The following is a 24,646-nucleotide window of genomic DNA, read 5'->3' as shown; positions in this document are numbered from 1 at the left end:
GTATCGAAAACATAATGAAAGTGGAGGATGAAAGCAAGAATATGAGTAATGGTATTAGATATAAATCGGGTTTCGTCATTTTGATTTATTTTGTTATGACACAATTTGTAGGGATAATAGGTGTACAATTGCTAGCGAAGACAGGTTGGTATGATATTCACGGAAATCAACAGCAAGCAATTCAACAACTTCTTGTGCATTGGGAACTAATAGGGTTTTCACTCATGCTGATAATCATCTTTCTTATATATAGTAAGGAATTAATAAATGATCTAAAGTTATCGATTAAATTATCAAGAAATTCATTCATATGGATTTTAGTTGGGATCATATTCGTATTTCTTGCGCAGATGGTTGGTAGTGTATTAGATAAGAGTGTATTTCAGCTAACTACGCAATCAGCAAATACGTCTAGTACAGTCGCTGCAGCAGCAATATCACCTGTGGCACTTGTTTCAATTGTTCTTCTTGCACCTTTAGTAGAAGAGTTTGTTTTTCGTTATGCGGCCATAAACATTTTAATGTCTATGTTTAAGCAAACTTGGAGCATACTAATAAGCGCATTGTTCTTTTCTATCATGCATTTTGATTTTCCATTTATATTTGGATATTTTTTAATTGGAGTTATACTAGCTGTAGTATATATGCGTACCAATAGGTTACTAGTATCATTTGTTGTTCATGCTAGTATGAACTTAATTGTTGTTATACTCCAGATTTCTTGATAAAAAAGAAGCGGATTCGCGCAACTGACTAGTGATTTATTTTTTTGTTTATGAATTTAAAAATTATGGTAAAATTAATAAGACTACATTTGAAAATGTGGGTTCAAGTTGCTGTATTGACTGAATTACACACCAAAAAACCAATTCCATTACACGGGAATTGGTTTTTTGGTGTGTGTTTTGTTAGCGTAATGTTTGACGGCCTAAAGGAGATTTGTTTCTTTGTAGTTTAGTATAACTTAAATAAAAAGAAAATTCAAAAACAAAATGATGAATCTTTACATATTATTAAATTACAACACAAAAATGTAAATATATAGTTTATAATAAGTGGTGAAACACTCTCCTATGTTTCTAGTGATTGTATTTTTTATCTGTTTTTGGTGCGAAATCTGTTGATAGATTTTGCACTTTTTTTATTTTTTAATAGGATCAGAATGATATGGGGTATGTGTAGCAATGGAACAGGATAACGCAACAAGCATTAGCGGACATCATATGGTATAGCGACTCCATTAAGTTAACTGAGTTAACCTGAGTTATAATAAGGGTTTTTGTGTGCATTTAGGTTAACTTAAAAAGTCGATGTCATTTGAGCACAACTAGATAAATTTGATACTTAATGTCCTATAAGTATCATTAGCGGACATTAACTCAGTAAAAATAGTTATTTTATGTCCGCTAATACTTATTGCGTGATTTGGTTCCATTGCTACACAAAGACCAGATATAGTGCCCCTATTTCTTGTAAACTCCTTTTCTCCATACCCACTCAATAGGACCATAACGGAAATATTTACTCCAAATCTTGCTGAATAGTATTTGTACAAATATAATTAAAAGCCCGAAGATACATAGCTGCCAGTAATATACGTGTGAGACATCTTTAAAGCACCACGAAAGAATGACAAGCGTAAGTATGCTTTGAGTGATGTAATTCGTTAAAGCATACTGGCCAACGTTCATAAAGGGGTGCAGACATTCTATATATTTTTTATTCTCACAAACTCTCAGTAGAGTACAAATATAGAATATAGCTAGCATTTTCCCTCCAAATAGAATCCATAGTTGTACATCCTGAGAGTAATAGACATCTGTTTTTATAAAGTAGTAGATAATAGGACAAGAGAGAAGACATGACATACATAACGAACTCCACTGTAAAAATCTAATTTTCTTTATTAATTCCGGTACCCTTTTAAAAATATTTTTCTTACCAGCCCATAACCCTATTAAAAATAAGCCTATATATTCCGGGATTCCTATTAGGAGTTGCTGAAATTCCTGGGTCATTAGGAAGAAAAGACGTGCTTTTACTTGATGTGAATAATGTGTAAATAGATTTACTGTGTGATTGGTAGTGTTGCCTGTAAACATATATTGATAGTAGTTTGGCACTTCTGGAATAGAAGAACTTGTTCGTAAAAATACAATAATATGTAATACATAACTAACTAGTAGAAAACTACAACCAGCTACAAAAATAAGCTTAGTAGATTGCTTATAAAAGAATAATAGAATAAATCCAGCTAAAGCATACGCATGTAGAATATCTCCATACCATAGAAAGGTGAAGTGAAGTAAACCGAAGGCTAATAAAATACACAGTCTGCGAATAAACAACTTATACATGGGGTATCCTTTTGCTTCTGTATTTTTCATAAAGATATAAAATCCTACGCCAAATAAGAATGCAAAAATAGTGTAGAACTTTGCTTGTAAAAACAAATCTACTAAAAAACGAATCACTTTATCTGTATCGGAGTAACCTACCTGATTAAAAGGATCTAGTCCTGTCATAGTGGGTAGATTTGCAAAAAGGATACATAGTATGGCGATACCTCTTATTATGTCTAAAGAATAAATACGGGCGTTTTGTTGCATGTTAATTCTCCTTTCTTACAAAGAAAACGAGCACTATACTAGCTAGCGCTCGAATTACGTCTTGCAAAGAAACCATCATATGTAGCAGCTGAAACAGCTCCTTCTAAACGTTCAACTTCCTCACCTCTGTTATAAGCTACAACAACTGGAGTACCAGGAATGTCGTACTCTTGAAAGGCACTTTGATTTTCTGGTGTAGAGATATCAATACGATAGATTGTTCTATCATGCTTTTTTGACATACTATCGATATCTGGCGCAGCCTTTTTACAATAATGACAGGTTGGTTGATAGTAATACGCAATGAATTCTTCGTGGGATTGTATTTTCTGCTTTAATTCATCTTTTGAAATATCTTTTATATTCTCAGGTGATACTTTTGCGTCTGCAGCAGATACAATTGTTTTTTCTGGTGCTATAGTTTCTGTGTTGACTGATTCATTTGTAGTTAAAGTAAAGATCGCGATACAAGCAACGCATAAAGTTGTAAGAACTGCTCCGATTTTGTAGATTTTTTTCATAGTAAATTCCTCCTTTAATAAAAAAAAGGACAAACCTCGCCCGAGTTAACTGGGCGTAAGGTTTGTCCTTCACGCTACGTACAATAGAGTATAAACAATGGAAACAAATTTTCTATCTATATGTTACCATAAGATTCGTATAGAATGCTATAATAATTTTAAAAGAAAAACACAGGAATAAATAAATTGTAAAATTTCATGTACCAGACTGATTAATAAAAACAATAAACCAAACAACAAGGGGGAGTGACAGGGTTGCTGACATAAACCGCAAAGTATGAGTTGTTTTTTTGTATAATTAAGGAGAAAGGGAGGTTGTCTATTTTGATAGAATTAAGACTTAATGAGGATCTACTTAATTTTAAAGATTATGCAGAAGCGCAGGACGAACTTTTTAACAAGTTAGTACAGTTCATAGAATTAAAGGGACACCAAGCAAGGAAGGATTCTATAGAAGCTATTAATGCATGTGATTACTGCGGACATGCAATACAAAAAACATATGATGCATTTGCAAGTGAAGTGAATCCGAATGATATATGGTATATATCCATACAAGATGAAAATGAAGATGATTGGTTGAAAATAATGGGTAATGATGACGATTTTACCCAAGAGCAAATACAGATTTATCGTTGTAAAGCATGTGGCAAATGGGAAATTTGTAATGACGGTTAAGCATCCATAATGGATGCTTTTTCTTTGTTATATGGGGGAACTTTAATTAAACCATCATTAAGGAAAAGTGCACCGTACACTTTTGAAAAGGTTTATGGGAATCATTTTGGCAATTATTTTTGGTAAGACTGAATATTATTGATATCAAGCACCTTAAATAAGATTGAATGAGTTACAAAAATTATGTTTTTTGGTAACTGATTTTAGTGCTTTATTCATTTACTTTGCGGTTCATAGTAAGAACCCTGTCACTACTCCAACAAGGGGATTCTCTGTTGTGTATCCAACTGATAGGGACACTATCCTCCTCCAATAAGCATAAAAACATTCAACAAACACATCTCAAAAAGTGTGTGTACTTATGAAGTATATCTTAAGTACATTTTGATACCTTTTGAAGTAGTTTATGCTGTGAAAAGTATACTTTGTCTAAAGGTGTGCCTTTTTGAACATATATTACGTATCTGTGATATATTGGATAGTTATATATTGTAAAATTATTATATCTATGAAAATACAAATTATGTTATTTTATAAATATCTTAAATTAATGACTATATTACTGTAGGAGGAATAATTAAAATGCAACCTATTAATCTTTTATCTTTAGTTAATGCTAAAAGTAAACTAGGTGATACCATCTTTCAATCATATAAAAGCAGCTTCGGAATCGATATTGATGATGCTGAATTACAAGATATAAATTCTTTAGTAATGGAGTTACACTCTATTCGTGAAAGTGCAAGAATTGTAGATGGGTTCTATGTTGGATATAGAATTAATCAAATTAGTGGACAGTTTGATCTTTTACGATTTGGAGAAGATAATGTTATAAATATTGAGCTAAAAAGTGAAAATACTGGACCAGAAATGGAAAAACAACTTTTAAGAAATAAATACTACCTTGGTTTTAAAGGAAAAAAAATTTTGCAATTTACTTATGTTTCCTCAGAAAAACAACTTTTTTATTTAAATGAACAGGAAGAATTTGTAGAGGTAGAAATGGCTTTTCTAGTAAAACATCTAAAGAAACAAGTAGTAAGTGAAATTGGAGATATAAATGAATACTTTAGCCCCTCTCAGTATTTTGTTTCTCCATTTAATTCTACAAATAGGTTTTTAGATAATGAGTACTTTTTGAATGAACATCAGCAGAGAACTAAAGAAGAAATACTAAGCTATGATACAAATACCGATCCATCTTATATTTCAATTGAGGGTCACGCTGGAACAGGAAAAACACTTCTTACTTATGATATTGCAAAATCGTTTAGAGATAGTGGAAAAAAAGTTCTTATTATTCATTGTGGAGCATTAAATGCTGGACAACAAATTCTCCGAAATCATGGTTGGGAGATAACATCTATTAAAGACTATGAAGATTATACTTTAAGTGAGTATGACATTATAATCATAGATGAGACTCAACGAATATATACACATCAATTAGAGGTTTTATTAGAAAAAATAAAAGATACAAATGTAAAATGTATCTTTTCTTATGATCCTATCCAATGCCTTTCTGAAGGAGAGATCGAAAGAAAAATCCCTCGGTTTATTGAAGATAAAGTTTCTCATAAACATTATTCGCTAACTGATACGATTAGAATAAATAAGGAACTATCAGCATTTATAAAGAATTTATTTGATTTATCTAAGGGAAATCCCAATTTTAGCTATACAAATATTGATCTACGATATTTCGCAGAACCTTCATTGGTGAGTAATTATTTAAGGGTGCTTTCAGATAAGGGGTGGAAAGCAATAAATTATACACCTGGTTTACGTAGCATTTATCCTTATTAGTTTTATCAAAATTCGCAAGATGAAAGTGCACATAGTGTTATCGGACAGGAATTTGATAATGTAGTTGTTGTAATAGATTCTAATTTTGTTTATGACGGGAAATTTTTGACAAGTAAAAGGAATTACTACTACGATAGTACAAAAATGCTCTATCAGATGGTGACAAGAGCTAGAAACAAACTGCATATTGTTATTATTGATAATGAAGAAGTTTTAGAGAAATGTTTAAGAATCTTAAAATCTAATAGACAGGTTCCAGACCAGGATAATAAGAAAATTTTAGAAAAATGCTTAAAAATTTTAAAGTCTAATAAACAGATTACAGACTATGATAAAAAAGATTTTTTAGAGAAATGTCTAGAAATATTAGAATCTAATAGAGAAATTACAAGTTGAAAAATTGAGGGTAATTATGACCAGCAAATTTAATATAAAAGAAATGACATTTATATAATAATAGCGTGTTAATGAAAGGTAATAAGACGTATTGAAAGCTATTGATCAAACTAAAAGGTAGAAATAAGAGAGACTCTACCTTTTAGTACTCAAATGAAAATTACAATAGTTATCATTAAAATTGATGATCTGTGTCATACTTGTTTTTATTTTACTTGAATTCTACATGAAATTTTGAGTCTATAATTCCAAAAGATACTTTACATGGAAACAGGCTTTTTCCTGCTGAAGCAGAGCTCATACATGAAAGTACCCAATATTCCATTTATAAAGGTAAGCGGTATATTTGATTACTACCATCATTGTTTTTTACCGTAACAATTGGGGCATTTATCCTAGTTGTAGCAAAATCATCCGTTGATATCATCCCTACTGCATCATTGGTGTAAAAACCAGCGTTTAATACCTCATAAACCATTCCGTCTTCCTCATTAATAATCATAGGTATATTTAGTAAGGGGTATTTTTTAATATCATTATGAATAACTACTCCTGCTGTGTTCTTTCTTAACTGATTCCCTTGCATTTTTACACTCCTTTAAATGAACCTAACTTGTTAACAATAATTTGTTCTATTTTACATCTATTATATTAGAAAATTGCAGTTTCATCATGTTATTGTTATAAAAAGCATCTTCATATATAAGTTACCTTTATACGAAACATATAATAGATAATGATATGCTTATTTATATAATTGTTATTAGGGGGGGAAGTAAGTGGAGAGTGAGTTTCAAGTTAAAATAAATGGCGAGGGACAAACTTTAGAATCGATAGCAGATTTGTACTTAGGGTTGATAGAAGAAGATTTTAATATGACAATTGATGAAAAAGAATATAGCGCCATACGTTCATCATATATATATCAACTTCGTAGCAAATAAGGCATTATTTACACATAAAGATGAAAGTAAATATATTGAGTTATTCATAAAACGAAAATTATTTTCACGAGTGGGATTTCAACAATTTGTATTGAAAAATTCGTTTTTATTGGGGGATCGGGACCGTTATTATTTAGATGAATTAAGCCCCACTGCCAAAGAAAAATTAGGTGAATTAGCCAAGAATCAAGAGAAAAAAACTACTACCGAAAAAATGTATGAAACTAACGCTACAGCAGGCAAATCTTCTATATTCGGAAACAGAATTAACGAATTTAAGGTTAGTGAGTTCCCTATAAAATTATATAGTCTTAAAGACTTATTGGATGGTATAGAAGATCTTAACATGAAGTTTCGATATAAAGTAAAGGTGTATCGATATTTAAAGCAACAAGGTATCTCGAAAATAAAAATACAATCATTAATTCGATATAGAAGAGAAGATATAGAAAGTGCTGCGGATTTCTCGCTTCCTCTTGTTGTTGATAAAGAAAAACTATTGTCAAATATAGAGACTGTAATTTGCGGTGAGGACCAATAGACGTAAGGTTTGAGTGTAATTGTCCTACATTACAAAATCCCAAACACCATTCTTTGTTATTCGAATGAGTGTTTGGGATTTTGTAATGAAATTCAACAAACAAGTCAGTTTATTTTTTTTTATAATATAAATGGAAAAGTCCAACGAGAATAAAGGAAATGGAGAGGATTAGTAATTTTTGACCATGTATCTCATTAAAAGCTGTAAAAAATTTACCTAATGACTTATCCCATTCATCTAATGAGTTTGTATAAAATGCAGCCGCTATATAAGTGAAACCGAAAAGTAGAATTCCAGATAGTATAAGAATTGCTCCAGATATTTTCATTATTATCTCCCCCTTCTTACTTTATTTATACAAAAAAGTGAAAAAGACCTTTAAAATCTAAGGTCTTTTTCACTTTCTATATTATAACTTCCAAACTACGAAGCAGAATCCTACTTGTCTATAGGCTGTTCCTTTGAATAATTTGGTGAAATATACATCGAATGGTTGGATTCTGAAATCGTCATAAGCAACTATTTGATAATTTTGGCCAGCAGTATCTACTTCTCGTTTTGCTGTTCTGTTAAATTCTGCTCCAACGTTATATCCGACGCCAGCTGAAACGACTTTAGCCGAAACGCTGACATTCGATGAATAAGAATTTGAGACTTTAACTGATTGTTCTAATATTAATTTTCCGCTTGCTGGATCACCAGTTCCTGAAGTTCTTGCACGTACTACTAGACCACAACCATCTCTTTCCATACCATTTTTAACTACGAGCCAATCCCAATCAGCTAAAGGAGCTTTAGAAGAATTCTGAACGTCTTCTATTGAAGATACTCGAATAACCTTCTCGATTTGGGCGTTAGGTGTTGGTTTTTCCCATCCTGTTTCTTGTAATAATTTCTCTTGATTAATTGGGGCGAACTCTTGGGTTTTTTCAGATTGATCAAAGGATAGGTTCTCTTGTGTAAGTTTAAGATTATGTTGATCGTAACATGCTGCTGTAGTTTTAATCGGTTTTGAATTTGGCGATTTTTCAGTAGCTGCAAATGATGTACTTGAAAACAATAAACTAACTAACAAAATTGAAGTCCCCGCGATTTTTTTGAAATTCATTCCCATTCCCCTTTCTACTCCCTGTTTTAAACTAGTTCGTTTTCATTTTACAATAAAAGGGATTTTTACGTTATTGAGAAAGAAATGGTAATTATTTGGGTGTTAGTCAAAGAGATGCTATTGGACCTTAATGAAGACATATCAGTGTTTGATATTACTATAAGAAAAAGTGAATATAGTATGCCGTTTTTTATTAGAATCTTAAAGACTTTTTGCTAATCATATAGTATTCACTTTATGGAAAACATCTTAAGAATTGTGTAATAAATGTTGAGAAAATTCAGTTTTTAAATTTATTCATTCTAGAATGGTGGTATTCAATCCATTCCTCAATTGTCATGTTGGACTCTCTAGCAATTTTTTTTGCATATTTGTGAACGATTTTGTTCGTCTCTTTAAATCCGTATAAATTGATTCCAGCAGTAGTTTCGCCTATGAAACTAAATTCTGTATGTTCACCAGGATAATAGTTAAATGCAATTTGATGAATAGTAGTGTCGATTAGGTATCCGTCAAATAGAATGTAAGAATGTAGTCCGAATGCACCATTTTGGTAAATATTATTCAAGAAATGGTTTTTATGAAATTCGTGGTGATAAAATCCTTGCATAAAAGATAATTTATTTTTCGATACTTCATTTGTTTTTAGCAATAAATAATAAAGTAAAACACTGGCGTAGATACACAAGCCGCCTTTTTCATTGTATTTCAGAGTTTCTTTCCATGCTACATCTTCTTTTGTGAGAAAAGAGGATACTAGGTTGTGATCTTCGTATAAAGCGGCATGAGTTAATTTGGTAAGGTATAGAATCGGTTTTATGGTTTGGTTGGTAAATAGTTGGCCAGGTACCTTTTTACTTTGATAATGAAGGATATTCTGTTTTGTGTAGTCGTAACTTGTAATCCATTTTTTTTTAAAAACGGTAGAAATATTTTTAATGGCTTCGTTATGGGGATCTTGATTTTTATGTACTTTTAGAGATATATCCATGAGAACCCTCCGTATATATAATTTCACATACCTAAATGTGAATACCCCTGATTCTAATGAACAATATGAATTCTACCGTCCTCAAAAATTTCGATACTTTGATAACTGCCTAAGTACTCCATTGAAGTTACAAGCATTCCATGCTTTAGCAAAATCTCTTGACCTTTAGTAAATTTTTCTTCATCTAAAATCAAGTAATAAAAATAACACTCTTGGTTATCAATAAGTTCAGAGCTTACTAGTTGAAAAGTTCTACCGTACTTATTTATAAACCAAGTGCGAGCTTCGTCATGGCTAGAGAAGGAAGGGATTTTTTCTTCATCTTCACGAGAAATGTGACCAGGAACATACATAGAATCGCCAACTTTCTAAAGATTAATTGTTTTATAGTTTTATTTTCTCATAAAAAGGTATATCCTTAAACCCAAAAATAAAAATCGATAATAATATTATTATGTTAACTCTTTCTACTAAAAAAGCTTATTGTTGAAAGAGGGGGGATGTAGTAATGGAAAAAAAACGCAGCACCGTTTTGATCAAACTAATTAGTAATAATTAATTTGATGTTTAAGAGCAGCAAGCAAAAATAAAAAGAACCCTTGATATGATATGATCCCCTTATAGTAGACAGTAAAAAGAAAGCACATTAATCTGTTTACTATGGAGGGGATTTTTCTATGGGCAAAATTAGAGTAACTTATGATATAGAATTTAAGAAAAAAGCAGTAAATTTATACTTGAAAGAAGGAATGGGATACAAAACGGTTGCTAAAGAATTAGGAATTGATCACTCGGTAGTAAGACGTTGGGTGAAACACTTTGAAGCTGAAGGTATCAAAGGACTAGAAGAAAAACGTGGTAAAACGAAAGGTCCAGGTATAGGTAGACCAAAAAACAATCCAGAAGATCCAGAAGCTAAAATGAAACGATTAGAAGCGGAGAATGCAATGTTAAAAAAGCTCTTAGGGATGTAAAAGGAGGAGTGGAATCTGTACCAAAAACGAGGAAGTTTGAAGCCATCAAAGGGCTATCAGAAAAAGGTTATGCAGTTACCATTCTATGTGATATCGCTGGAGTAACTAGAGGTGGGTACTACAAATGGATTAAGCGACAGTTGACGCCTTCTGAAAAACAATTGGAAGATACCGAAATAAAAAAGAAGATATTGGAGTGTCATAAAAAACTTAAAGGGATTTATGGATACAGGAGAGTACAAGTTTGGCTGAAAGCCACTTATAACCTTCATTTTAATCACAAACGTATACAAAGGTTGATGGGTGAACTAGGTATCAAAGCTATTATTAGGAGAAAACGACCTTATTACGGGAAGAAAGAAGCTTATGTGATTTCAGATAACCATCTGAACAGGGATTTTCAAGCTTCCAAACCAAACGAAAAATGGGTAACAGATATTACCTATTTGATTTTCAATGGACAGAGATTGTACTTATCCGCTATTAAAGACCTATACAACAATGAAATTGTTGCCTATGAAATTAGCCGTAGAAATGACCTAAAACTAGTACTAGACACACTTAAAAAAGCAAGAAAAAAACGAAACGTGAAAGGGATTCTCCTGCATAGTGATCAGGGGTTCCAGTACACATCTCGTCAATATAATCAACTACTCAAAAAATATCAGATGAAGGCTAGTATGTCCAGAAAGGGAAACTGTTGGGACAATGCTTGTATAGAAAGCTTCTTCAGTCACTTTAAGTCAGAGTGTTTTCATTTATACTCTTTCCGCACAGCTGATGAGGTTAAGTTTGCTGTGCGCAAATATATACACTTTTATAATCACCAAAGGTTCCAAAAGAAACTAAATAACCTGAGTCCATATAAATATAGAACTCAGGTTGCTTAGTTGTGTTTTTTGAATACTGTCTACTTGACAGGGGTCACTTCAATATTGGGTTCTTTTTATTTTGTTAATGATTATTTGTGTTACGCATTATAAGGGGTAATGACATAACTTTTTAGTACTTTATTTTGTTAAATAGTTTCACCATGTGCATATTGAACAAAATCTACTTTTTCTTTTGATACAGATTGTAAATTTGTAGTGTTGCTGAAGCTGAAAGATAAAAAACTTGTGACAATAGCAAAAATTAATAGAGATTTTTTCATTATTTTAAAGCTCCTTTCTCTGAAGCCTTTTTATCAGCTTCGTTCGTCATATGTAGATACGTGCTAGCTTTTTCATATGATTTTAATTCGTAAAACTTATTGCCTAAAATAGCGGAATAATCTTTTACGTATTTCCATAACTCTTCTTTCTTGAAATAACAAATTCCTGCCAAAATGATGTCTTCAAAGTCATCTGTACTTAGATTGTCATTTAATCCTTTTAGGATATTGAAATGATGATTGTACTCTTCATTTGAAATCTTCAATCCATTTTCAATATGTAATCTAGCAGCGTTTTTATTATTTAATTTGAAATACTCCTGTGCTAATAAGAATAATGTTTTTTGGTTATTTACAAGTGATCCATTTAGGTATTTAATTGCTAGTTCGGAAAGGTTTTGATCTGCATACAATAACCCTAAATTATGTTTCACTTTTGCTGATAGTTTATCCTCGTTTTGTCTGTTGAAGGTACTTAAAGCTGCAAGGAAATGTTCTTCTGCACTTTCATACTGTCCAAGGGAAGTGCAAGCAAGTCCTAGTGTATTATTACAAGCTGCAACTTTGATTTCATAACCTGCATGCTTTGAAAATAATTCCTTTGCCTTTGTAGTATATTTGATTGCTGGTAGCGGCTGATAAATATGATAATGGAAAGAACCAAACATATAATTAAATTCAGCTATTTCAAGTTCATCTGGAATATCCTTTAATAATGTTTCAGCCTCTTCGTATTGCTCTTTAGCAGAAGTGTAATCTCCCATATTAATTGAATAAATTGCTTTAAAAAAACTATGATAATATTTTAGAAAGTTGTCTGCTTGATCAGGTATACAATCTATCTTTTCTAAACTATCTTTATAGTTTTTAACGTCATGTGTAAGTAACTTATATCTAAAATCTAGTAATGAATAATAGATAAGTATATTTTGATCTTCTTCGATTTGATGAATCTTACTATCAATTTCTTTCTTGTAATTCGTGGATTTTAGTACATGTTGTGAAATGATGGATTGATACCAATTGTTTAGTAGATTTGTTATTTCTCCTTTGGAGACAGTTTGAACATTCATATTTGATCCCCTCACCCTATTAGTATATATTTCCATAATTTTATCATGTTATCAGAATTTTAAGGTGTTGTTACTGTTGAAAAATAATAAACTGAAAATTCTGTTTTTAAGAAGGGTAGCGGGAGACCTTTTTGTTTGGTTTGCTCTTTCCTGAAAAATAATGAAATAAATATAAGTAAAAAGTGTTAACAAAGTTATCTATTCTGGTTATAATAAAGATAACAAAGTTATCACTTTTTGAAAGGGATGTTATAAATGGAAAAATACATTGTAAACTATCATACTGGTGTTACAGAAGAAGTTGAGGTAAGTGATTTAAGTGAAGCGAAGAAAGTTGCTGAAGAAGGAATAGCTTACACGCAAGAAAAAATCACAATTGAAACTTTAGATGGTGAAGTAATAACAACCGCATATTGGTATGGAATATCCCCGCAAGAGGATGATAATGTACTCGAAACGGTTGGCGGTGGCTTTTATCAAACGTGGAGTGATGAACTGGGGGAGTAGTTCCCCCTCTCGTTGGTTTAAAAGAATTTGCTGAGATACTGGGCTGGGATAAAGCACGTTTAAGCGTAAAGTTTTCTCGACAACGAGATGGGAAGAAAGTAAGGCCGTTATTACCTAATCCAATCCAGATCCTTGCTTCTACACCTGTTTGGACATTGAAACAGGCAAAAAAATATAAAGCTATAATTGATGGTAGGTCTGCTGAATAAGCAGACCTTTTTTATTTGAATTCAACATGATATTTTTTGTCTATAATTCCAAAAGCAACTTTACATGGAAACGGATTTTTTTCTACTGAAGCAGCACGCATACAAGAAAGAACCCAATGTTCTAGTTCTAAAGGTAAGCGATATGCTTGAATACTACCTTCATTGTTTTTCACTGTTATAATCGGTGCATTTACCCTGGTTGTAGCAAAACTATCCGTTGTTAGCATTCCTACTGTATCATTAGTGTGAAAACCAGTACTTAGAACTTCATAAATCATTCCATCTTTTTCATTAATAATCATTGGTATATTTAAATAGGGGTAGGCATTGATATCGTTATGAATAATTGCTCCTGCTGCATTCTTTCTTATTTGAGTCTCTTGCATTGTTTACACTCCTTCATAATCGTTTAAATGTGTTTACGTAAATACATTCTATTTTGCATCTATTATATTATAAAATTGTAATTTCATCTTGTTATAAAAAGCATCGGTACATATAACAGCACTATTTGGTGGATCGATATCAACAACAGTCATATAGCCTGAAAGTAAATAACCGTCTTCAAAATATGTAATTAATATTTCCTCTTCAGAAAATAAGGAACATACTAGCATATTTTCAATTCGCTCTTTTTCTTCAGTAGTTAAGATCGGACGGGTTACTTTGTGTTGTTCCTTAATGATTTCACGTATGCCGTCAAACTGTGCTGTTAATGCTGCGAACGGGGTGAATTTTACCATTCCTCTTCCCTTTGGCATATTAGCGTTATTCATGATTTGTGGCCTCCTATTAATGTGTTTCTGTGTCTAGCTGTAGCGCTATGCGTGTAAGAAATCCCTCGTAGAATACTGTTCTTCCCAAACCTTGTGCGTATTTCATCCATTACTTTTGTTAGTTTTACTTCTTGTTCTCGTTGCGTGACATTATCGAAAAGAGAAATTTGTTCCTCCCCTTCTCGAATTAGATTCGTTAGAGAAATGTTTATGCTGCGGATAGGTTCTCCAGTATATTGTTGATGTAAAAAGTATGTACAAATCTTATAAATATCCATTGTTAGGTTAGTCGGTCGGCTTAAAGTATGTGTTTTTTTAATCCCGCCGTTATAACTCTTGCTATAACCAACAGAAAATTGAACTGTTTGAGCAAGTTTGTTTTGTCTTCTAAGGCGATAACAGACTTCTTCAATATGTTCCAATAGAACAATTGGGAATTCTTCTATTGTATAGTCACGCATTAGAATTTGGCTTTTTCCGATTGAAGTTGTAGCAGGGACGTATTTCTCCGAAATACGGCTGAAGTCGATGCCGTTGCTATGTAAGTGCAATTCCTCTCCAATTTTGCCGAAGCTTTGTTTCAAGTATTTAAGGGGGGAATTGGCTAAATCCCCAATAGAATGTATCCCCTTTCGATTCAATTTTTCTTCTGTTTTGTACGAAATGCCCCAAAACTTATTAAGTGGTCGTATGCTCCATAATTTAGTTGGGACATCTTCATACTTCCAATGAGCAATTCCTTCTTTGTTCTTCTTTGCTTCAATATCTAAAGCAACCTTACTCATTAAAGGGTTCGGAGCAATTCCGATGGTACATTCAATGCGTGTATGTTCATATATTTCACGTTTGAATTTCAAAGCAAATTCATAGGGATCGTTAGCAAACAAATGAATGCTATCCGTAACGTCCAACAGAAATTCATCGCATGAATATTGGTGGAAATCCTCGATGGGTACGTATTGTAAAGCTAACTTTGTTATGTAATTAGAGCATTTTATGTAGGTACTCATAATCGGATTCACAACAAGAATATCTTTTCTTCGAGGAATCTCGTAGAGCCTTGCCATCTTCTTTACGCCCAGGGCTTTTAAGGGTGGTGTTGCAGCTAGAACGATTGAACCATTTCTATTTACATCACCTACTACAGCTAATTTTGTATGCATTGGGTCTAATCCCATTTTAATGCAGCTTACTGAAGCATAAAAACTTCGTAAATCAACACATAAGATGATCCTATTCGGTAGGATTGAATAGTCATACACTGTGATTCCTCCTTAAAATAAAAGAACGTCTGTTCCTATCTTATTATATGCGAACTTACGTTCTTTTATAAAGAGGTTTTAAAAATATAATTTAAATATAAATGTTTGAAGAAGAGTTCAAATCCCCAAAAACGAGCCTTTAAGTTTAATTCGTTCTTTCTTTTATGAGGTACCGCCAGCATTTCGGAAAAAAACACGCTAAGAGTATGCGAAATTTTATATAGTTTTTTGGCTAATTCAGTAACAAACGAGAAACCAAAAACCGCGCCATAATAGAGATGTATAAAAAATGTATAAGTCCATAGAACGAAAAAATGAAGTAATTATTTTTTATTGTTTTGCTCTGTTTTTATATCAAATGTTTATAATTTATGATAAAATGTTATTAACGGATAACAAAAAGTGTTATCCTTGAATAAATTATTGTATGACTGAGAACACTAGTCTTAATATTGGATGTGGTTTTATTGGCAGCATTCAACGGAGCTACACAGGCCCAGGTTGAAGATATTTTAAAGAAGATTGTTGATTGCATTAATCGGGGAAATGACCATTTTATCCTTTTAGCACAAAGAGATAAGAATGAAGCTACTTTGTTGGAATTAGGATTTAGACCCGCAGATGTAAGACGGATTGTTGAAGAAGAACTAACTTATGAAGATTATTACAGAGGACCAAATCCAAATGGTAGCAGTAATGTTCCCCCACGATTGCGAAGTAGTGATATGTGGGAATTTGGAAAGGTTGTTACTGGAAATAAAACGATGGAAGTTTATATTAAGTTTAGTTTTATTGAAGACAATGATGGTCCTTTTACCTGTTGTGTTTCTTTTCATGAACCAGATCGTACAATCACATACCCCCTCAAGGAATCATGAGGGGGCATGAAAAACAGGAGGAAAAAGATATGACGTTACAATTAAAATTCTGTGTTCATTGTTTTGAACGAACTCCGGTTGAACATAAAATTGTTAAAGATAAAGTTGAATTGCACGGCGAAACTATCATATACGATGCTGAACGTTATGAGTGTACTAAATGTGGACAGTACACAGATAACGATGAATTAACAGATAGAAACTATAATAAGATTTATCGTAAATATCAGGAAAAGAAAGATATGCTAAAAGCAGAAGATTTTTATTATGTTCGTAAGGAACTTTATCAGGTTAGTACGCGTGTAATGGCTAAATTAATTGGATGGAGCCCGGCTACTATCTCTCGATATGAACATGGAAGTTTACAGACAAAAAAACATGATACTCATTTTAAAACATATTTAGATCCACGCGCGATGAAACGAGCATTTGATAATTATCGTGATGAACTTGAAGATAAACCTAAAAAAGCACTTGAAGAAAGGTTATCTTTTTTATTAGATACAGTAAAATCGGGTGAGTTATTAAAGGGATTAGATGATAGGCTTACTTTATTAAATATAGAAAATATAGATGATGAATGGCAAATGACTTCTATAGAATCAGTAGAGAAGTTTTTTATTATAAAAGGGCAAGAATTTAATGAGAAAGATGAAGACGATTTAAGAGTTTCTCCTTTAAAACTTCAGAAATTAATGTATTTTGCTCAGGGATGGAGCCACGCTTTCACTGGACACGATTTATTTGAAGATAATTTCCAAGCATGGCAACATGGTCCGGTAATTCCTGATTTATATCATCGCTATAAATCATATGGCTCGAAGAGAATTGATAAGGATTTTAATGTATCTATCCATGATTTAGGTTTAACATCTGATCAGTTGAGTATATTACATTGGATATGGGATAAATATAGTAAATTTGAAGCGAAATTTTTAGAAGACTTAACACATATGGAGTACCCTTGGCGAAAAACGCGCGCAGATTTATCTGATGATGCGAGTTGCGATTGGATAATTGAAAAAGAAGATATTCATCATTTCTTTGATTCAATGTATAGAACATTAAAATTGCTACAGAGAAATTAATCTAAGGTTTATGTAGTCTGTGATAAATAAAAATCGATAATTATGTAAATGAGCTGTCCAAATGGATGGCTTATTTTATTTTTTGTTTAGCGTGGTTTTATTCCGAAATGCTGGCGGTACGCCCTTATGTGCCTTTTTCTTTTTCATAGTATTTCCTCCTTTTTTCTGCATGTTGGTCATTATACTCATCCCGACTTTATTTTTAAATTCTTTTATTTCGACAAAACATAGCAAGGACCGCGCGAGCTTCGTCGATGAATATTAAGAGGTATTAGAGGTTTGATATGGAATTCCCCTTATAGGAGGTGCGTAGCGCTATGTCAGAAGCAGAGGTAGTATATACCAGCAGTGAAGTATATACTCGTTTAGGGGTAAGTGGTAGCACACTTAGAAAGTATTCGGATGTCCTTGAACGTGAAGGGTATGATGTAAGAAAAAATAATCGAGGGAGAAGGGAATATTCAGAGTTTGATGTTGTACTTATTGAACAGTTAGTAGAGTTGAGTAAGCAAGATGGTATGACTTTAGAAAAAGCTGCAAAAAGGATTGCGAAGCAGTTTGGAATCCATAATATGAAAGAGGAATCCCAGGGATTAGATTCAGTTCCTTATCAAATACAGTATCAATTCCAACAACAATATAGCGCTATGATAGAAGAAATTAATAAGATGCAGCAAGCAAAACTTTTAGAAATGGAAAAGAGACTAGGTGATCGTATGGATGAAAGAAATAAATTGATCGAAGAGGATATGAAAGATCGGAAGGAACGTGAAGAAAGGATAGAAAAGAGGTTAGAGCAAAGGGATGATAATCTTATGAAGATGGTCAGAGAGATTCAAGAAGCAAAACGTACTATTATATCAGCTCAGGAAGAAATAGCAGCTGCAAAGAGGAAATCATGGTGGAAGTTTTGGAAGTAAGTACATTCATTAGTGGGTGTACTTATTTTTGTGAAATTAACATGAAATTAAATAAAAATGCAAGATTATCAGTTAAAAGTTCAATACAACAGTAAAGTTATAACATACTATATAACTGCAAATGAAACTTATGTATAAGTGCAATAGTAAAAAGGGCTGATATGAATATCAAACCCTTTGGACTATGTGTAATTATTTCACTGCCTCTTTTAATTCTTTTCCAGCTTTAAAAACAGGTGCCTTTGAAGCTGCAATTTGCATTTCTTCACCTGTTTGTGGGTTACGTCCTGTACGTGCAGATCTTCACGTACTTCGAATGTACCAAATCCAAGAATTTGTACCTTCTCTTCGTTAGCTAGAGCGCTTGTTATCGTATCTAATACAGCTTGTGTTGCTGCAGCTGCATCTTTTTGTGTAAGTACTGCTTTTTCTGCTACTACTTTTGTTAATTCTGTCTTATTCATTTTTTGCACCTCGTTATATGTAATTTGGTGACTATTATAACGTGTGTGTACACAAGATGCAATTTATAGTGTGCATAGAAAAAGCCCTAGTAAGAGCTAGGGGATAATTTTGTAAGGTAGTAAGAAATTAAAATGTATTCATTACATAGATTGTACTTATATATATTGATTTTTTAATTAAAGATACCTATTCTTTATGTTCTACTTGTTTCCACATATTCTAAAAGAAAAATATCCCTCTGATTTATTTCATCTTAGAAGGATATTTCCAATCTTTTTCTTTTCGAGTATTTAGATCAGGTTTAGATATATTTGTTGGAAGAGTTTGCTTTTCTATTTTAGCTATTCTCTCATCTAGTTTTTCAATAGCCTCTTTTGTTTCTTTCAGTTCTAATTTAATTTCTGTCAGTAAGCGAAGTATTGCATCTCCTTTTGTCATTTTCAACAGTAATCGCTCCTTTACTTAATAAAACGGAAATAACTTATTCTTAGATATATAATAGCATTTCTATAGAATCTCTAACAATTTAATTATAAAAAGGAATATATAAGTATAGGAAGAAAACACGTTATATCACGGATTATAACGCGTCCAAAGTAGGCTGAAAAAATAATGACCTACGCTAAATTCTAAAGAAAGAGAAAACAAGATAAAAGACGAAAAAGGAATTTAGAGATATAATTGTAGTATTGCATGCATAGGATACCAAAAAAATCATTAAATACGCTTGTTCATATGTGATTATTAGATAGAAAAAATATAAGGTGGTATAAACATGAAATCAACAGGTGTTACACGAAAAATAGATGAATTAGGGCGAATTGTTCTTCCAAAAGAGTTAAGAAGAACGTTAGGAATTGCAGAAAAAGATCCTATAGAAATATTTGTAGAAGAAGAAAAGATCATTTTACAGAAATACAAAACTTATGATGCTTGTGCAATAACTGGTGATATTTCAGAAAAAAATATATCATTGGCAAATGGTCAAATCGTTTTAAGTCCTGAAGGGGCTGAACTTTTAATTAAGCAAATCCAACAACAATTAGTTAAGTAAGTTCGTTCTTCCTATTGCATATAATTAAGGAAAGCCATCTATATTGATGGCTTTTCTTTTTGACATTGAATAGTACACAAAGTGTATTACATATTAAAAAGAGAGCACCTACGCTAATAGATGCTCTTAATCTGTTAAGGAGTTAATCATGAGTGAATGTGAAACAACGGAGGGTTGTCCCATACTTTACTATATGCTTGTTCCTATTAAAATGTTACATAGTAAAAGCACCTGTTTCCGCAAGTGCTTTTACAACCAAGACTATTCTGTTTTTGTATTTGAAAGTTTCGTATTATAGTATGTAATTATAAGTAACAAGTTACCCCAAAATACAATATGCGCTATTTGTCTCTCGCATATTTTTTGAAAAGAATAATACCAAGTGTAAAATAAATTTAATGATTGACACAATAATCTCTAGAATGCTACGGTTTTAATGGTAAAGTGATAAGAGGTTTAATGTTTAGGTATGGCGTATATGATGCTAAAAGGCAACTGAATACCTTTAGAGAATGAATTGTATATTCTTATATTCCTTAAAGCGAAATATAAAGATAATCTAATTAAATAAACCGTCCATATAGAGAGGAAGAAAGTTAGATGTTTAAAAGAGTTAGATCAGTTGTAGCTGCTATTATAGGAACAAGTCTACTACTAACAGCTTGCAGTAGTGAAGAAAAAGAGACAAAAAATAATGCAAAAGCAACTAACAAGAATGAAACAAAACAGTCCATTCATTTACCGTATATAGCGGAGATCCCAACAATGGATGTAACGAAGGCAACGGATAGTGAATCAATGAATGTAATGCGGAATGTGTTTGAAGGCCTGTACATACTAGGAGAAGATAACAAAGTAATTCCTGGTGTAGCAAAATCATATGAAGTGAGTGACGATAAGAAAACATACACATTCCATCTAAGAGATTCCAAATGGTCAAATGGAACACCTGTAACAGCTGCAGATTTCGTATACTCTTGGAAACGTGCTGTGAATCCTGATACAGCGGCAGAATATGCGTTTTTATTCTTTGATATTAAGAATGCAAAGAGAATTAATAGTAAAGAGCTACCTATAGATCAGTTAGGGGTAAAAGCAATAGATGATAAAACATTAGAAGTGCAATTAGAGCAGCCTGTCCCTTATTTCATTAATTTAACAACGTTTGCAACATTTTTACCTATTAACGAGCAGTATTTTGAATCACAAGGAACGCAATATGGCTTAGAAGCAAGTCAATTGGTCTATAACGGAGCGTTTACATTGGATAATTGGAAGCATGAACAAGGTTTTCAGTTGAAAAAAAATTCGAATTATTGGGATACTAAAACAGTGAAATTAGACGAAATTAACTTTGATATTGTGAAAGATAAGTCAACAGAAATTAATTTATATGAAGCAGGTCAAATTGACCGTGTAGGACTAACAGGTGAGTTTGTAGATAAATATAGAAATAGTTCTGATTTCAAAGAGCGACCTGAAGTAACTATGCAGTTTTTACGTATGAATCAAAAAAATGAAGTATTAAAAAATAAACATGTCCGTTTGGCAATTAGTCAGGCGATGAATAAGAAAGCCTTTGTAGATACAGTGTTAAATAATGGATCTCTTCCTGCAGATGGTTTTATACCCACTGAGTTCGCTAAAGGTTCGAACGGAAAAGACTTCCGAAAAGAAAATGGGAAATTAATAAAAGATGATGTAAATGCAGCGAAAGAGAACTGGAAAAAAGCAAAGCAAGAACTTAAAAAAGAACAGATAACACTAGAATTGTTAACAAGTGATAATGCAATAGCCAAGAAAAATGCGGAGTACTTAAAGGGCGAACTAGAAAAGAATTTAGAGGGGATAACGGTGCATGTTAAAACGCAGCCACGTAAACAGCAAATTCAATTGCTGCTGAATAGTGATTATGATTTAGGAGTTGATGTATGGGCTCCTGATATTCCTGATCCGATTACATTTTTAGATTTGTTTACGACAGATAGTACATATAACTTTGATAAGTATTCAAATAAGGCATATGATGAACTAATTCATCAAGTGAAAACAGACTTAGCTGGTAATGAAAATACTCGTTGGGAGACAATGAAACGAGCAGAGAAAATATTATTAGAGGATGGAGCAGTCGCACCATTCTATCAACCAGGTAGATCATACTTACAACGTTCTTCAATTAACGGAATTGTAACGAATGATTTTGGTGGGGAATTTAACTATAAATGGGCTGAAGTTAAGAAATAGGTAAAAAAGGATTCGAATTATTCGAGTCCTTTTCGTTTGCATTACATTGCGATTATGCAGAATTGCATATTTAATTATCTTTTTATATCGACAAAAAACGACATTTTTTTCGATATAATTATATTAGAATCGAATATAACGATATTGGATGTTACAAATATACTGAGGGATATTGGGGAATTCTTGTTTTTTAGAAGGGAAAATATTATGAATGAAACACTTAAGAGAGAAGATAAAATTTCAGAACAAACATTAAACAAATTCTTGAGTAAAATTATTGATGAAATTGATTTCCAAAGGAAAAATCAAGAGGATATCGCTAAAATAATCGGTATTTCTTCAGGAACGCTTTCGAAGAATTTAACGGGGAAAAATCAATTTGGATTTTGGAATTTAATTAAATTATTGAAGCTATTGTATGCGGGTGATATTGATAAACAAAGAAAGATGCTACACATCTTCTGTTCTGTCACAACAAGCAAGAAGAACTTGAGGATTGCTATGGAATACGCCAATGCAAAAGGTGATTTATCACTTCTTAAGCTATTAGTAGAACAGGAAAGAAAGTCTTCACTTGCAATGAATAGGGAATGGGCTTATGTATATGAATTGGTATTACTTAGAAGTAATGGGACAATTAAAAAGCAGGAATTATTATCTAAGCTTGAAGATCATAAAGGTAGTAAGATAATTAAGACAAATGAGATGAAGGTCTTATGTGGTATATTAACTTACTACACCATGTATGATTTAGAAAACTATAATTCTCTGTTCAAATATGCTGAAATGTTACTTCCAGATGTAGATGCAATTACTGATAGTTTCATTAGGTCATCTTATCTTGGCAGGATTAAAGAAGGATTAGCATATGCCTATTTAGTACAAGATAATCTTGAAATATGTAGGAGTGTGTGTCAGGAGATTTTAGCAATAGATGATTCTAAAGATTGTTTCCATCTTTTAAGGGCATCCGCACTTGCGTATATAGCAGAGTCATATACTTTCGATTGCTATGATAGTGCATCTTGGTATATGAAAAAGGCACTGAAGCAGCTGGGAGCATGTAATTTTGAAAGGGAAAAGCAAAGAAAGCTATCAATTCTTAACACATATGCTTTTATTAAGTTAGTAAATAAGCAAGAATTAGAGAATATAGTTATATATCATTCTGCAGAAAAGTCTTTTTTAGAAATCATTAAGGGGAATTACAAAAATGCAGTTGAGATCCTGAGTGATTTAGACAAGAAAAATGGGATGCTAACACCGATGCAATATTGTTATTTAGGAATAGCGAAGAATGATATTTCATTAATTGAAAAGTCGATTGTGTTACTAGAGTGTGCTGGTAATAGGTTCTATTGTAGATTCCCTAAAAAAATAGTGGTAGAATTTAATAGAAGTGGTATAATGTACGAGGGTGGTGCTATATGAAGAAATTACTATTTGTAGTAACAAGTATTTTTTTAACAGCAGGAATTGTTTACACTGCTGTTGGTAGTAAAGAGCAACCAAACAATTTAGTAAAAAAAGATTCAGAACAATTATTAGCTAGAATGGGTGATCCTGGAAGTGGAATGGGTTAACCTTTAAATAATTAGAATGCGATTGTCTCATAGGAGGCAATCGCATTCGTTGTTTTTAGGGATATTTCCTAAATATCAAATTCGAAATACAGGAAAAGTTTGTGAATTATTCACAAACTGATAGCTAATACGAAATCAAAATTTTAAACTATATTGTTAGTAAAGTTGCAAAAAACCCTGTGTTATCAAATCTACTGATAACACAGGGTTTCCAATGATTATTCCGCGAGGGCGGGGCATTGAAAATGTGTAGCCCCTTTTTACAGGCTAATATTAAACAAGTGCACTTAACTCACGTATCATATAAAATATGCTGAAAAATAATTTTACATTCATTTGGCAAAATGCTTTTTTATGAAGTAGGTGTATTCAATAAGAACCTCTAACACTTCTTGCTGTTTTTGTGGAGGCAAATCGGATATTGCTACTTTAATTAATTCTAATTTACTTTCTAGGGGTGCATTTCGCCCGAATAGTTCATCTATGGAGACATTATGTATTTCAGCAAGATTCATGATGGAATCTGCATCAGGATCAGCTTTCCCATATTCCCAATTTGCATAAGTAGTGCGGGCAATGTTTAGGCGATGTGATATATCGGATTGGGTATATCCTTGTTTTTTTCTCAATTCAGCAAGACGTTTGCTTAGATGGGACATATCATCACCTTTTCCTTTCTGATTTATAAAGTTAGTGTAAAACAGAAAAGGTAAATTGTGTCCTAATGACTAATAATAAGTCATATTTTAATTTTATTTGTAATAATTAGTTTAAATGTTATGATGATAGAGAAATAATTAGAATTCCATGAGCAAAAAAACAGGAAGAAATCGAAACATTAAATCGAGTTTCTTCCTATTATATAT

At 32.3% G+C, this 24,646-nt stretch carries 28 protein-coding genes and 2 pseudogenes; 16 read left to right on the top strand and 14 right to left on the bottom strand.

From position 1 onward, the window contains the following. The first annotated feature begins 41 nt into the window (after positions 1-41). The gene (locus tag QCI79_RS29520; RefSeq protein WP_021728166.1) at positions 42-725 is read left to right on the top strand and encodes a CPBP family intramembrane glutamic endopeptidase; all 684 of its coding nucleotides are present in this window, start codon (positions 42-44) and stop codon (positions 723-725) included. A gap of 738 nt (positions 726-1,463) precedes the next feature. On the opposite strand, the gene QCI79_RS29515 is transcribed toward QCI79_RS29520, so the two are convergent. Beyond that, entirely contained in the window at positions 1,464-2,609 is a 1,146-nt protein-coding gene (locus tag QCI79_RS29515) for a DUF418 domain-containing protein (RefSeq protein WP_087997927.1), read from the bottom strand. A gap of 38 nt (positions 2,610-2,647) precedes the next feature. Continuing rightward, complete coding sequence (locus QCI79_RS29510; protein WP_021727952.1) at positions 2,648-3,130, bottom strand: thioredoxin family protein; 483 nt, start codon at positions 3,128-3,130, stop codon at positions 2,648-2,650. Between the two features lie 324 nt (positions 3,131-3,454). On the opposite strand from QCI79_RS29510, the gene QCI79_RS29505 reads away from it, so the two are divergent. The 3 genes from QCI79_RS29505 (at position 3,455) to QCI79_RS29495 (ending at position 6,010) form a co-directional block, all read left to right on the top strand. Continuing rightward, complete coding sequence (locus QCI79_RS29505) at positions 3,455-3,808, top strand: hypothetical protein (RefSeq protein WP_021727951.1); 354 nt, start codon at positions 3,455-3,457, stop codon at positions 3,806-3,808. A gap of 582 nt (positions 3,809-4,390) precedes the next feature. Continuing rightward, positions 4,391-5,614, top strand: coding sequence for an ATP-binding protein (locus QCI79_RS29500; protein ID WP_021727950.1), 1,224 nt, complete (start codon positions 4,391-4,393; stop codon positions 5,612-5,614). Between the two features lie 105 nt (positions 5,615-5,719). Then, positions 5,720-6,010 carry a hypothetical protein gene (locus tag QCI79_RS29495; RefSeq protein WP_228225097.1) on the top strand — a complete coding sequence of 97 codons (291 nt, stop codon included), beginning with the start codon at positions 5,720-5,722 and terminating at the stop codon, positions 6,008-6,010. A 211-nt stretch (positions 6,011-6,221) separates the two neighbouring features. Here QCI79_RS29495 and QCI79_RS29490 read toward each other — a convergent pair. Beyond that, positions 6,222-6,596, bottom strand: a pseudogene (locus QCI79_RS29490) (hypothetical protein). A 193-nt stretch (positions 6,597-6,789) separates the two neighbouring features. Here QCI79_RS29490 and QCI79_RS29485 point away from each other — a divergent pair. Together QCI79_RS29485 and QCI79_RS29480 are read left to right on the top strand one after the other, a co-directional pair. Further along, positions 6,790-6,954, top strand: coding sequence for a hypothetical protein (locus QCI79_RS29485; RefSeq protein ID WP_165495930.1), 165 nt, complete (start codon positions 6,790-6,792; stop codon positions 6,952-6,954). Next, positions 6,896-7,495, top strand: a complete 600-nt coding sequence (locus QCI79_RS29480) for a hypothetical protein (RefSeq protein WP_021727947.1) — start codon at positions 6,896-6,898, stop codon at positions 7,493-7,495. The genes QCI79_RS29485 and QCI79_RS29480 overlap by 59 nt, the downstream gene beginning before the upstream one ends. Before the next feature lie 109 nt (positions 7,496-7,604). Here QCI79_RS29480 and QCI79_RS29475 read toward each other — a convergent pair whose 3' ends face one another. From QCI79_RS29475 to QCI79_RS29460, 4 genes are all read right to left on the bottom strand, one after another. Then, positions 7,605-7,823, bottom strand: coding sequence for a hypothetical protein (locus QCI79_RS29475; protein WP_021727946.1), 219 nt, complete (start codon positions 7,821-7,823; stop codon positions 7,605-7,607). Positions 7,824-7,904: 81 nt separating this feature from the next. Beyond that, positions 7,905-8,603, bottom strand: a complete 699-nt coding sequence (locus tag QCI79_RS29470) for a hypothetical protein (protein ID WP_023901257.1) — start codon at positions 8,601-8,603, stop codon at positions 7,905-7,907. A gap of 280 nt (positions 8,604-8,883) precedes the next feature. After that, positions 8,884-9,594: a hypothetical protein gene (locus QCI79_RS29465; protein WP_021727944.1), complete on the bottom strand. Its 711-nt coding sequence runs from the start codon at positions 9,592-9,594 to the stop codon at positions 8,884-8,886. A 53-nt stretch (positions 9,595-9,647) separates the two neighbouring features. Further along, positions 9,648-9,947, bottom strand: coding sequence for a hypothetical protein (locus QCI79_RS29460; RefSeq protein ID WP_021727943.1), 300 nt, complete (start codon positions 9,945-9,947; stop codon positions 9,648-9,650). Between the two features lie 324 nt (positions 9,948-10,271). Between QCI79_RS29460 and QCI79_RS29455 the strand changes: the two genes are divergently transcribed. Together QCI79_RS29455 and QCI79_RS29450 are read left to right on the top strand one after the other, a co-directional pair. Beyond that, positions 10,272-10,568, top strand: coding sequence for a transposase (locus QCI79_RS29455; protein ID WP_000516529.1), 297 nt, complete (start codon positions 10,272-10,274; stop codon positions 10,566-10,568). Positions 10,569-10,576: 8 nt separating this feature from the next. Beyond that, positions 10,577-11,458, top strand: a complete 882-nt coding sequence (locus QCI79_RS29450) for an IS3 family transposase (RefSeq protein WP_000446736.1) — start codon at positions 10,577-10,579, stop codon at positions 11,456-11,458. Positions 11,459-11,720: 262 nt separating this feature from the next. On the opposite strand, the gene QCI79_RS29445 is transcribed toward QCI79_RS29450, so the two are convergent. Next, entirely contained in the window at positions 11,721-12,794 is a 1,074-nt protein-coding gene (locus tag QCI79_RS29445) for a Rap family tetratricopeptide repeat protein (RefSeq protein WP_033699745.1), read from the bottom strand. Positions 12,795-13,049: 255 nt separating this feature from the next. On the opposite strand from QCI79_RS29445, the gene QCI79_RS29440 reads away from it, so the two are divergent. After that, positions 13,050-13,301 carry a hypothetical protein gene (locus tag QCI79_RS29440; RefSeq protein WP_021728154.1) on the top strand — a complete coding sequence of 84 codons (252 nt, stop codon included), beginning with the start codon at positions 13,050-13,052 and terminating at the stop codon, positions 13,299-13,301. 220 nt (positions 13,302-13,521) lie between these two features. On the opposite strand, the gene QCI79_RS29435 is transcribed toward QCI79_RS29440, so the two are convergent. From QCI79_RS29435 to QCI79_RS29425, 3 genes are read right to left on the bottom strand one after another with little or no spacing between them, the layout of a single operon-like run. Then, positions 13,522-13,896 (bottom strand): hypothetical protein, encoded by a 375-nt coding sequence (locus QCI79_RS29435; RefSeq protein ID WP_021728153.1) that lies wholly within the window; start codon positions 13,894-13,896, stop codon positions 13,522-13,524. Positions 13,897-13,944: 48 nt separating this feature from the next. Continuing rightward, positions 13,945-14,286, bottom strand: a complete 342-nt coding sequence (locus QCI79_RS29430) for a YolD-like family protein (RefSeq protein ID WP_021728152.1) — start codon at positions 14,284-14,286, stop codon at positions 13,945-13,947. After that, complete coding sequence (locus QCI79_RS29425; RefSeq protein ID WP_021728151.1) at positions 14,283-15,548, bottom strand: Y-family DNA polymerase; 1,266 nt, start codon at positions 15,546-15,548, stop codon at positions 14,283-14,285. The genes QCI79_RS29430 and QCI79_RS29425 overlap by 4 nt, the downstream gene beginning before the upstream one ends. 458 nt (positions 15,549-16,006) lie before the next feature. Here QCI79_RS29425 and QCI79_RS29420 point away from each other — a divergent pair, with 458 nt between their 5' ends. The 3 genes from QCI79_RS29420 to QCI79_RS29410 all read left to right on the top strand — a co-directional run bounded on the left by QCI79_RS29420 (position 16,007) and on the right by QCI79_RS29410 (position 18,434). Next, on the top strand, positions 16,007-16,426 hold the full coding sequence (locus QCI79_RS29420) for a type II toxin-antitoxin system MqsR family toxin (protein WP_002061732.1): 420 nt from the start codon (positions 16,007-16,009) through the stop codon (positions 16,424-16,426). Positions 16,427-16,455: 29 nt separating this feature from the next. After that, positions 16,456-17,514, top strand: a complete 1,059-nt coding sequence (locus QCI79_RS29415) for a type II toxin-antitoxin system antitoxin SocA domain-containing protein (protein ID WP_021728150.1) — start codon at positions 16,456-16,458, stop codon at positions 17,512-17,514. Between the two features lie 317 nt (positions 17,515-17,831). Then, positions 17,832-18,434: a DUF3967 domain-containing protein gene (locus QCI79_RS29410; protein WP_021728149.1), complete on the top strand. Its 603-nt coding sequence runs from the start codon at positions 17,832-17,834 to the stop codon at positions 18,432-18,434. A gap of 192 nt (positions 18,435-18,626) precedes the next feature. Here QCI79_RS29410 and QCI79_RS29405 read toward each other — a convergent pair. Together QCI79_RS29405 and QCI79_RS29400 are read right to left on the bottom strand one after the other, a co-directional pair. Beyond that, a pseudogene (locus QCI79_RS29405) lies at positions 18,627-18,898 on the bottom strand (HU family DNA-binding protein). Positions 18,899-19,142: 244 nt separating this feature from the next. After that, entirely contained in the window at positions 19,143-19,337 is a 195-nt protein-coding gene (locus QCI79_RS29400; protein WP_003308768.1) for a hypothetical protein, read from the bottom strand. A gap of 337 nt (positions 19,338-19,674) precedes the next feature. On the opposite strand from QCI79_RS29400, the gene QCI79_RS29395 reads away from it, so the two are divergent. The 4 genes from QCI79_RS29395 to QCI79_RS29380 all read left to right on the top strand — a co-directional run bounded on the left by QCI79_RS29395 (position 19,675) and on the right by QCI79_RS29380 (position 23,780). Then, positions 19,675-19,953 (top strand): AbrB/MazE/SpoVT family DNA-binding domain-containing protein, encoded by a 279-nt coding sequence (locus QCI79_RS29395; RefSeq protein WP_000843047.1) that lies wholly within the window; start codon positions 19,675-19,677, stop codon positions 19,951-19,953. Positions 19,954-20,553: 600 nt separating this feature from the next. After that, positions 20,554-22,197: a peptide ABC transporter substrate-binding protein gene (locus QCI79_RS29390; RefSeq protein ID WP_021728147.1), complete on the top strand. Its 1,644-nt coding sequence runs from the start codon at positions 20,554-20,556 to the stop codon at positions 22,195-22,197. Positions 22,198-22,404: 207 nt separating this feature from the next. Continuing rightward, positions 22,405-23,628, top strand: a complete 1,224-nt coding sequence (locus QCI79_RS29385) for an AimR family lysis-lysogeny pheromone receptor (protein ID WP_021728146.1) — start codon at positions 22,405-22,407, stop codon at positions 23,626-23,628. Then, entirely contained in the window at positions 23,625-23,780 is a 156-nt protein-coding gene (locus tag QCI79_RS29380) for a hypothetical protein (protein WP_021728145.1), read from the top strand. Before QCI79_RS29385 ends, QCI79_RS29380 begins: the two co-directional genes overlap by 4 nt. Positions 23,781-24,112: 332 nt before the next feature. On the opposite strand, the gene QCI79_RS29375 is transcribed toward QCI79_RS29380, so the two are convergent. Then, on the bottom strand, positions 24,113-24,439 hold the full coding sequence (locus tag QCI79_RS29375) for a helix-turn-helix domain-containing protein (protein WP_042991667.1): 327 nt from the start codon (positions 24,437-24,439) through the stop codon (positions 24,113-24,115). Between the last annotated feature and the right edge of the window lie 207 nt (positions 24,440-24,646).

It is taken from the genome of Bacillus cereus group sp. MG1 (assembly GCF_040460035.1).
In the GTDB taxonomy this organism is placed as follows: Bacteria; Bacillota; Bacilli; order Bacillales; family Bacillaceae_G; genus Bacillus_A; species Bacillus_A cereus.
This window is presented reverse-complemented; position numbering and strand designations above follow the sequence as displayed.

Excerpts from the sequence above, each read along its gene's own strand:
- QCI79_RS29445 (WP_033699745.1), bottom strand. The coding sequence starts at position 12,794 with ATGAATGTTCAAACTGTCTCCAAAGGAGAAATAACAAATCTACTAAAC.
- QCI79_RS29385 (WP_021728146.1), top strand. The coding sequence starts at position 22,405 with ATGAATGAAACACTTAAGAGAGAAGATAAAATTTCAGAACAAACATTA.
- QCI79_RS29440 (WP_021728154.1), top strand. The coding sequence starts at position 13,050 with ATGGAAAAATACATTGTAAACTATCATACTGGTGTTACAGAAGAAGTT.
- QCI79_RS29400 (WP_003308768.1), bottom strand. The coding sequence starts at position 19,337 with ATGACAAAAGGAGATGCAATACTTCGCTTACTGACAGAAATTAAATTA.
- QCI79_RS29475 (WP_021727946.1), bottom strand. The coding sequence starts at position 7,823 with ATGAAAATATCTGGAGCAATTCTTATACTATCTGGAATTCTACTTTTC.
- QCI79_RS29515 (WP_087997927.1), bottom strand. The coding sequence starts at position 2,609 with ATGCAACAAAACGCCCGTATTTATTCTTTAGACATAATAAGAGGTATC.
- QCI79_RS29460 (WP_021727943.1), bottom strand. The coding sequence starts at position 9,947 with ATGTATGTTCCTGGTCACATTTCTCGTGAAGATGAAGAAAAAATCCCT.
- QCI79_RS29390 (WP_021728147.1), top strand. The coding sequence starts at position 20,554 with ATGTTTAAAAGAGTTAGATCAGTTGTAGCTGCTATTATAGGAACAAGT.
- QCI79_RS29380 (WP_021728145.1), top strand. The coding sequence starts at position 23,625 with ATGAAGAAATTACTATTTGTAGTAACAAGTATTTTTTTAACAGCAGGA.
- QCI79_RS29500 (WP_021727950.1), top strand. The coding sequence starts at position 4,391 with ATGCAACCTATTAATCTTTTATCTTTAGTTAATGCTAAAAGTAAACTA.
- QCI79_RS29520 (WP_021728166.1), top strand. The coding sequence starts at position 42 with ATGAGTAATGGTATTAGATATAAATCGGGTTTCGTCATTTTGATTTAT.
- QCI79_RS29435 (WP_021728153.1), bottom strand. The coding sequence starts at position 13,896 with ATGCAAGAGACTCAAATAAGAAAGAATGCAGCAGGAGCAATTATTCAT.
- QCI79_RS29430 (WP_021728152.1), bottom strand. The coding sequence starts at position 14,286 with ATGAATAACGCTAATATGCCAAAGGGAAGAGGAATGGTAAAATTCACC.
- QCI79_RS29415 (WP_021728150.1), top strand. The coding sequence starts at position 16,456 with ATGACGTTACAATTAAAATTCTGTGTTCATTGTTTTGAACGAACTCCG.
- QCI79_RS29470 (WP_023901257.1), bottom strand. The coding sequence starts at position 8,603 with ATGAATTTCAAAAAAATCGCGGGGACTTCAATTTTGTTAGTTAGTTTA.
- QCI79_RS29455 (WP_000516529.1), top strand. The coding sequence starts at position 10,272 with ATGGGCAAAATTAGAGTAACTTATGATATAGAATTTAAGAAAAAAGCA.
- QCI79_RS29510 (WP_021727952.1), bottom strand. The coding sequence starts at position 3,130 with ATGAAAAAAATCTACAAAATCGGAGCAGTTCTTACAACTTTATGCGTT.
- QCI79_RS29410 (WP_021728149.1), top strand. The coding sequence starts at position 17,832 with ATGTCAGAAGCAGAGGTAGTATATACCAGCAGTGAAGTATATACTCGT.
- QCI79_RS29395 (WP_000843047.1), top strand. The coding sequence starts at position 19,675 with ATGAAATCAACAGGTGTTACACGAAAAATAGATGAATTAGGGCGAATT.
- QCI79_RS29375 (WP_042991667.1), bottom strand. The coding sequence starts at position 24,439 with ATGTCCCATCTAAGCAAACGTCTTGCTGAATTGAGAAAAAAACAAGGA.
- QCI79_RS29465 (WP_021727944.1), bottom strand. The coding sequence starts at position 9,594 with ATGGATATATCTCTAAAAGTACATAAAAATCAAGATCCCCATAACGAA.
- QCI79_RS29480 (WP_021727947.1), top strand. The coding sequence starts at position 6,896 with ATGAAAAAGAATATAGCGCCATACGTTCATCATATATATATCAACTTC.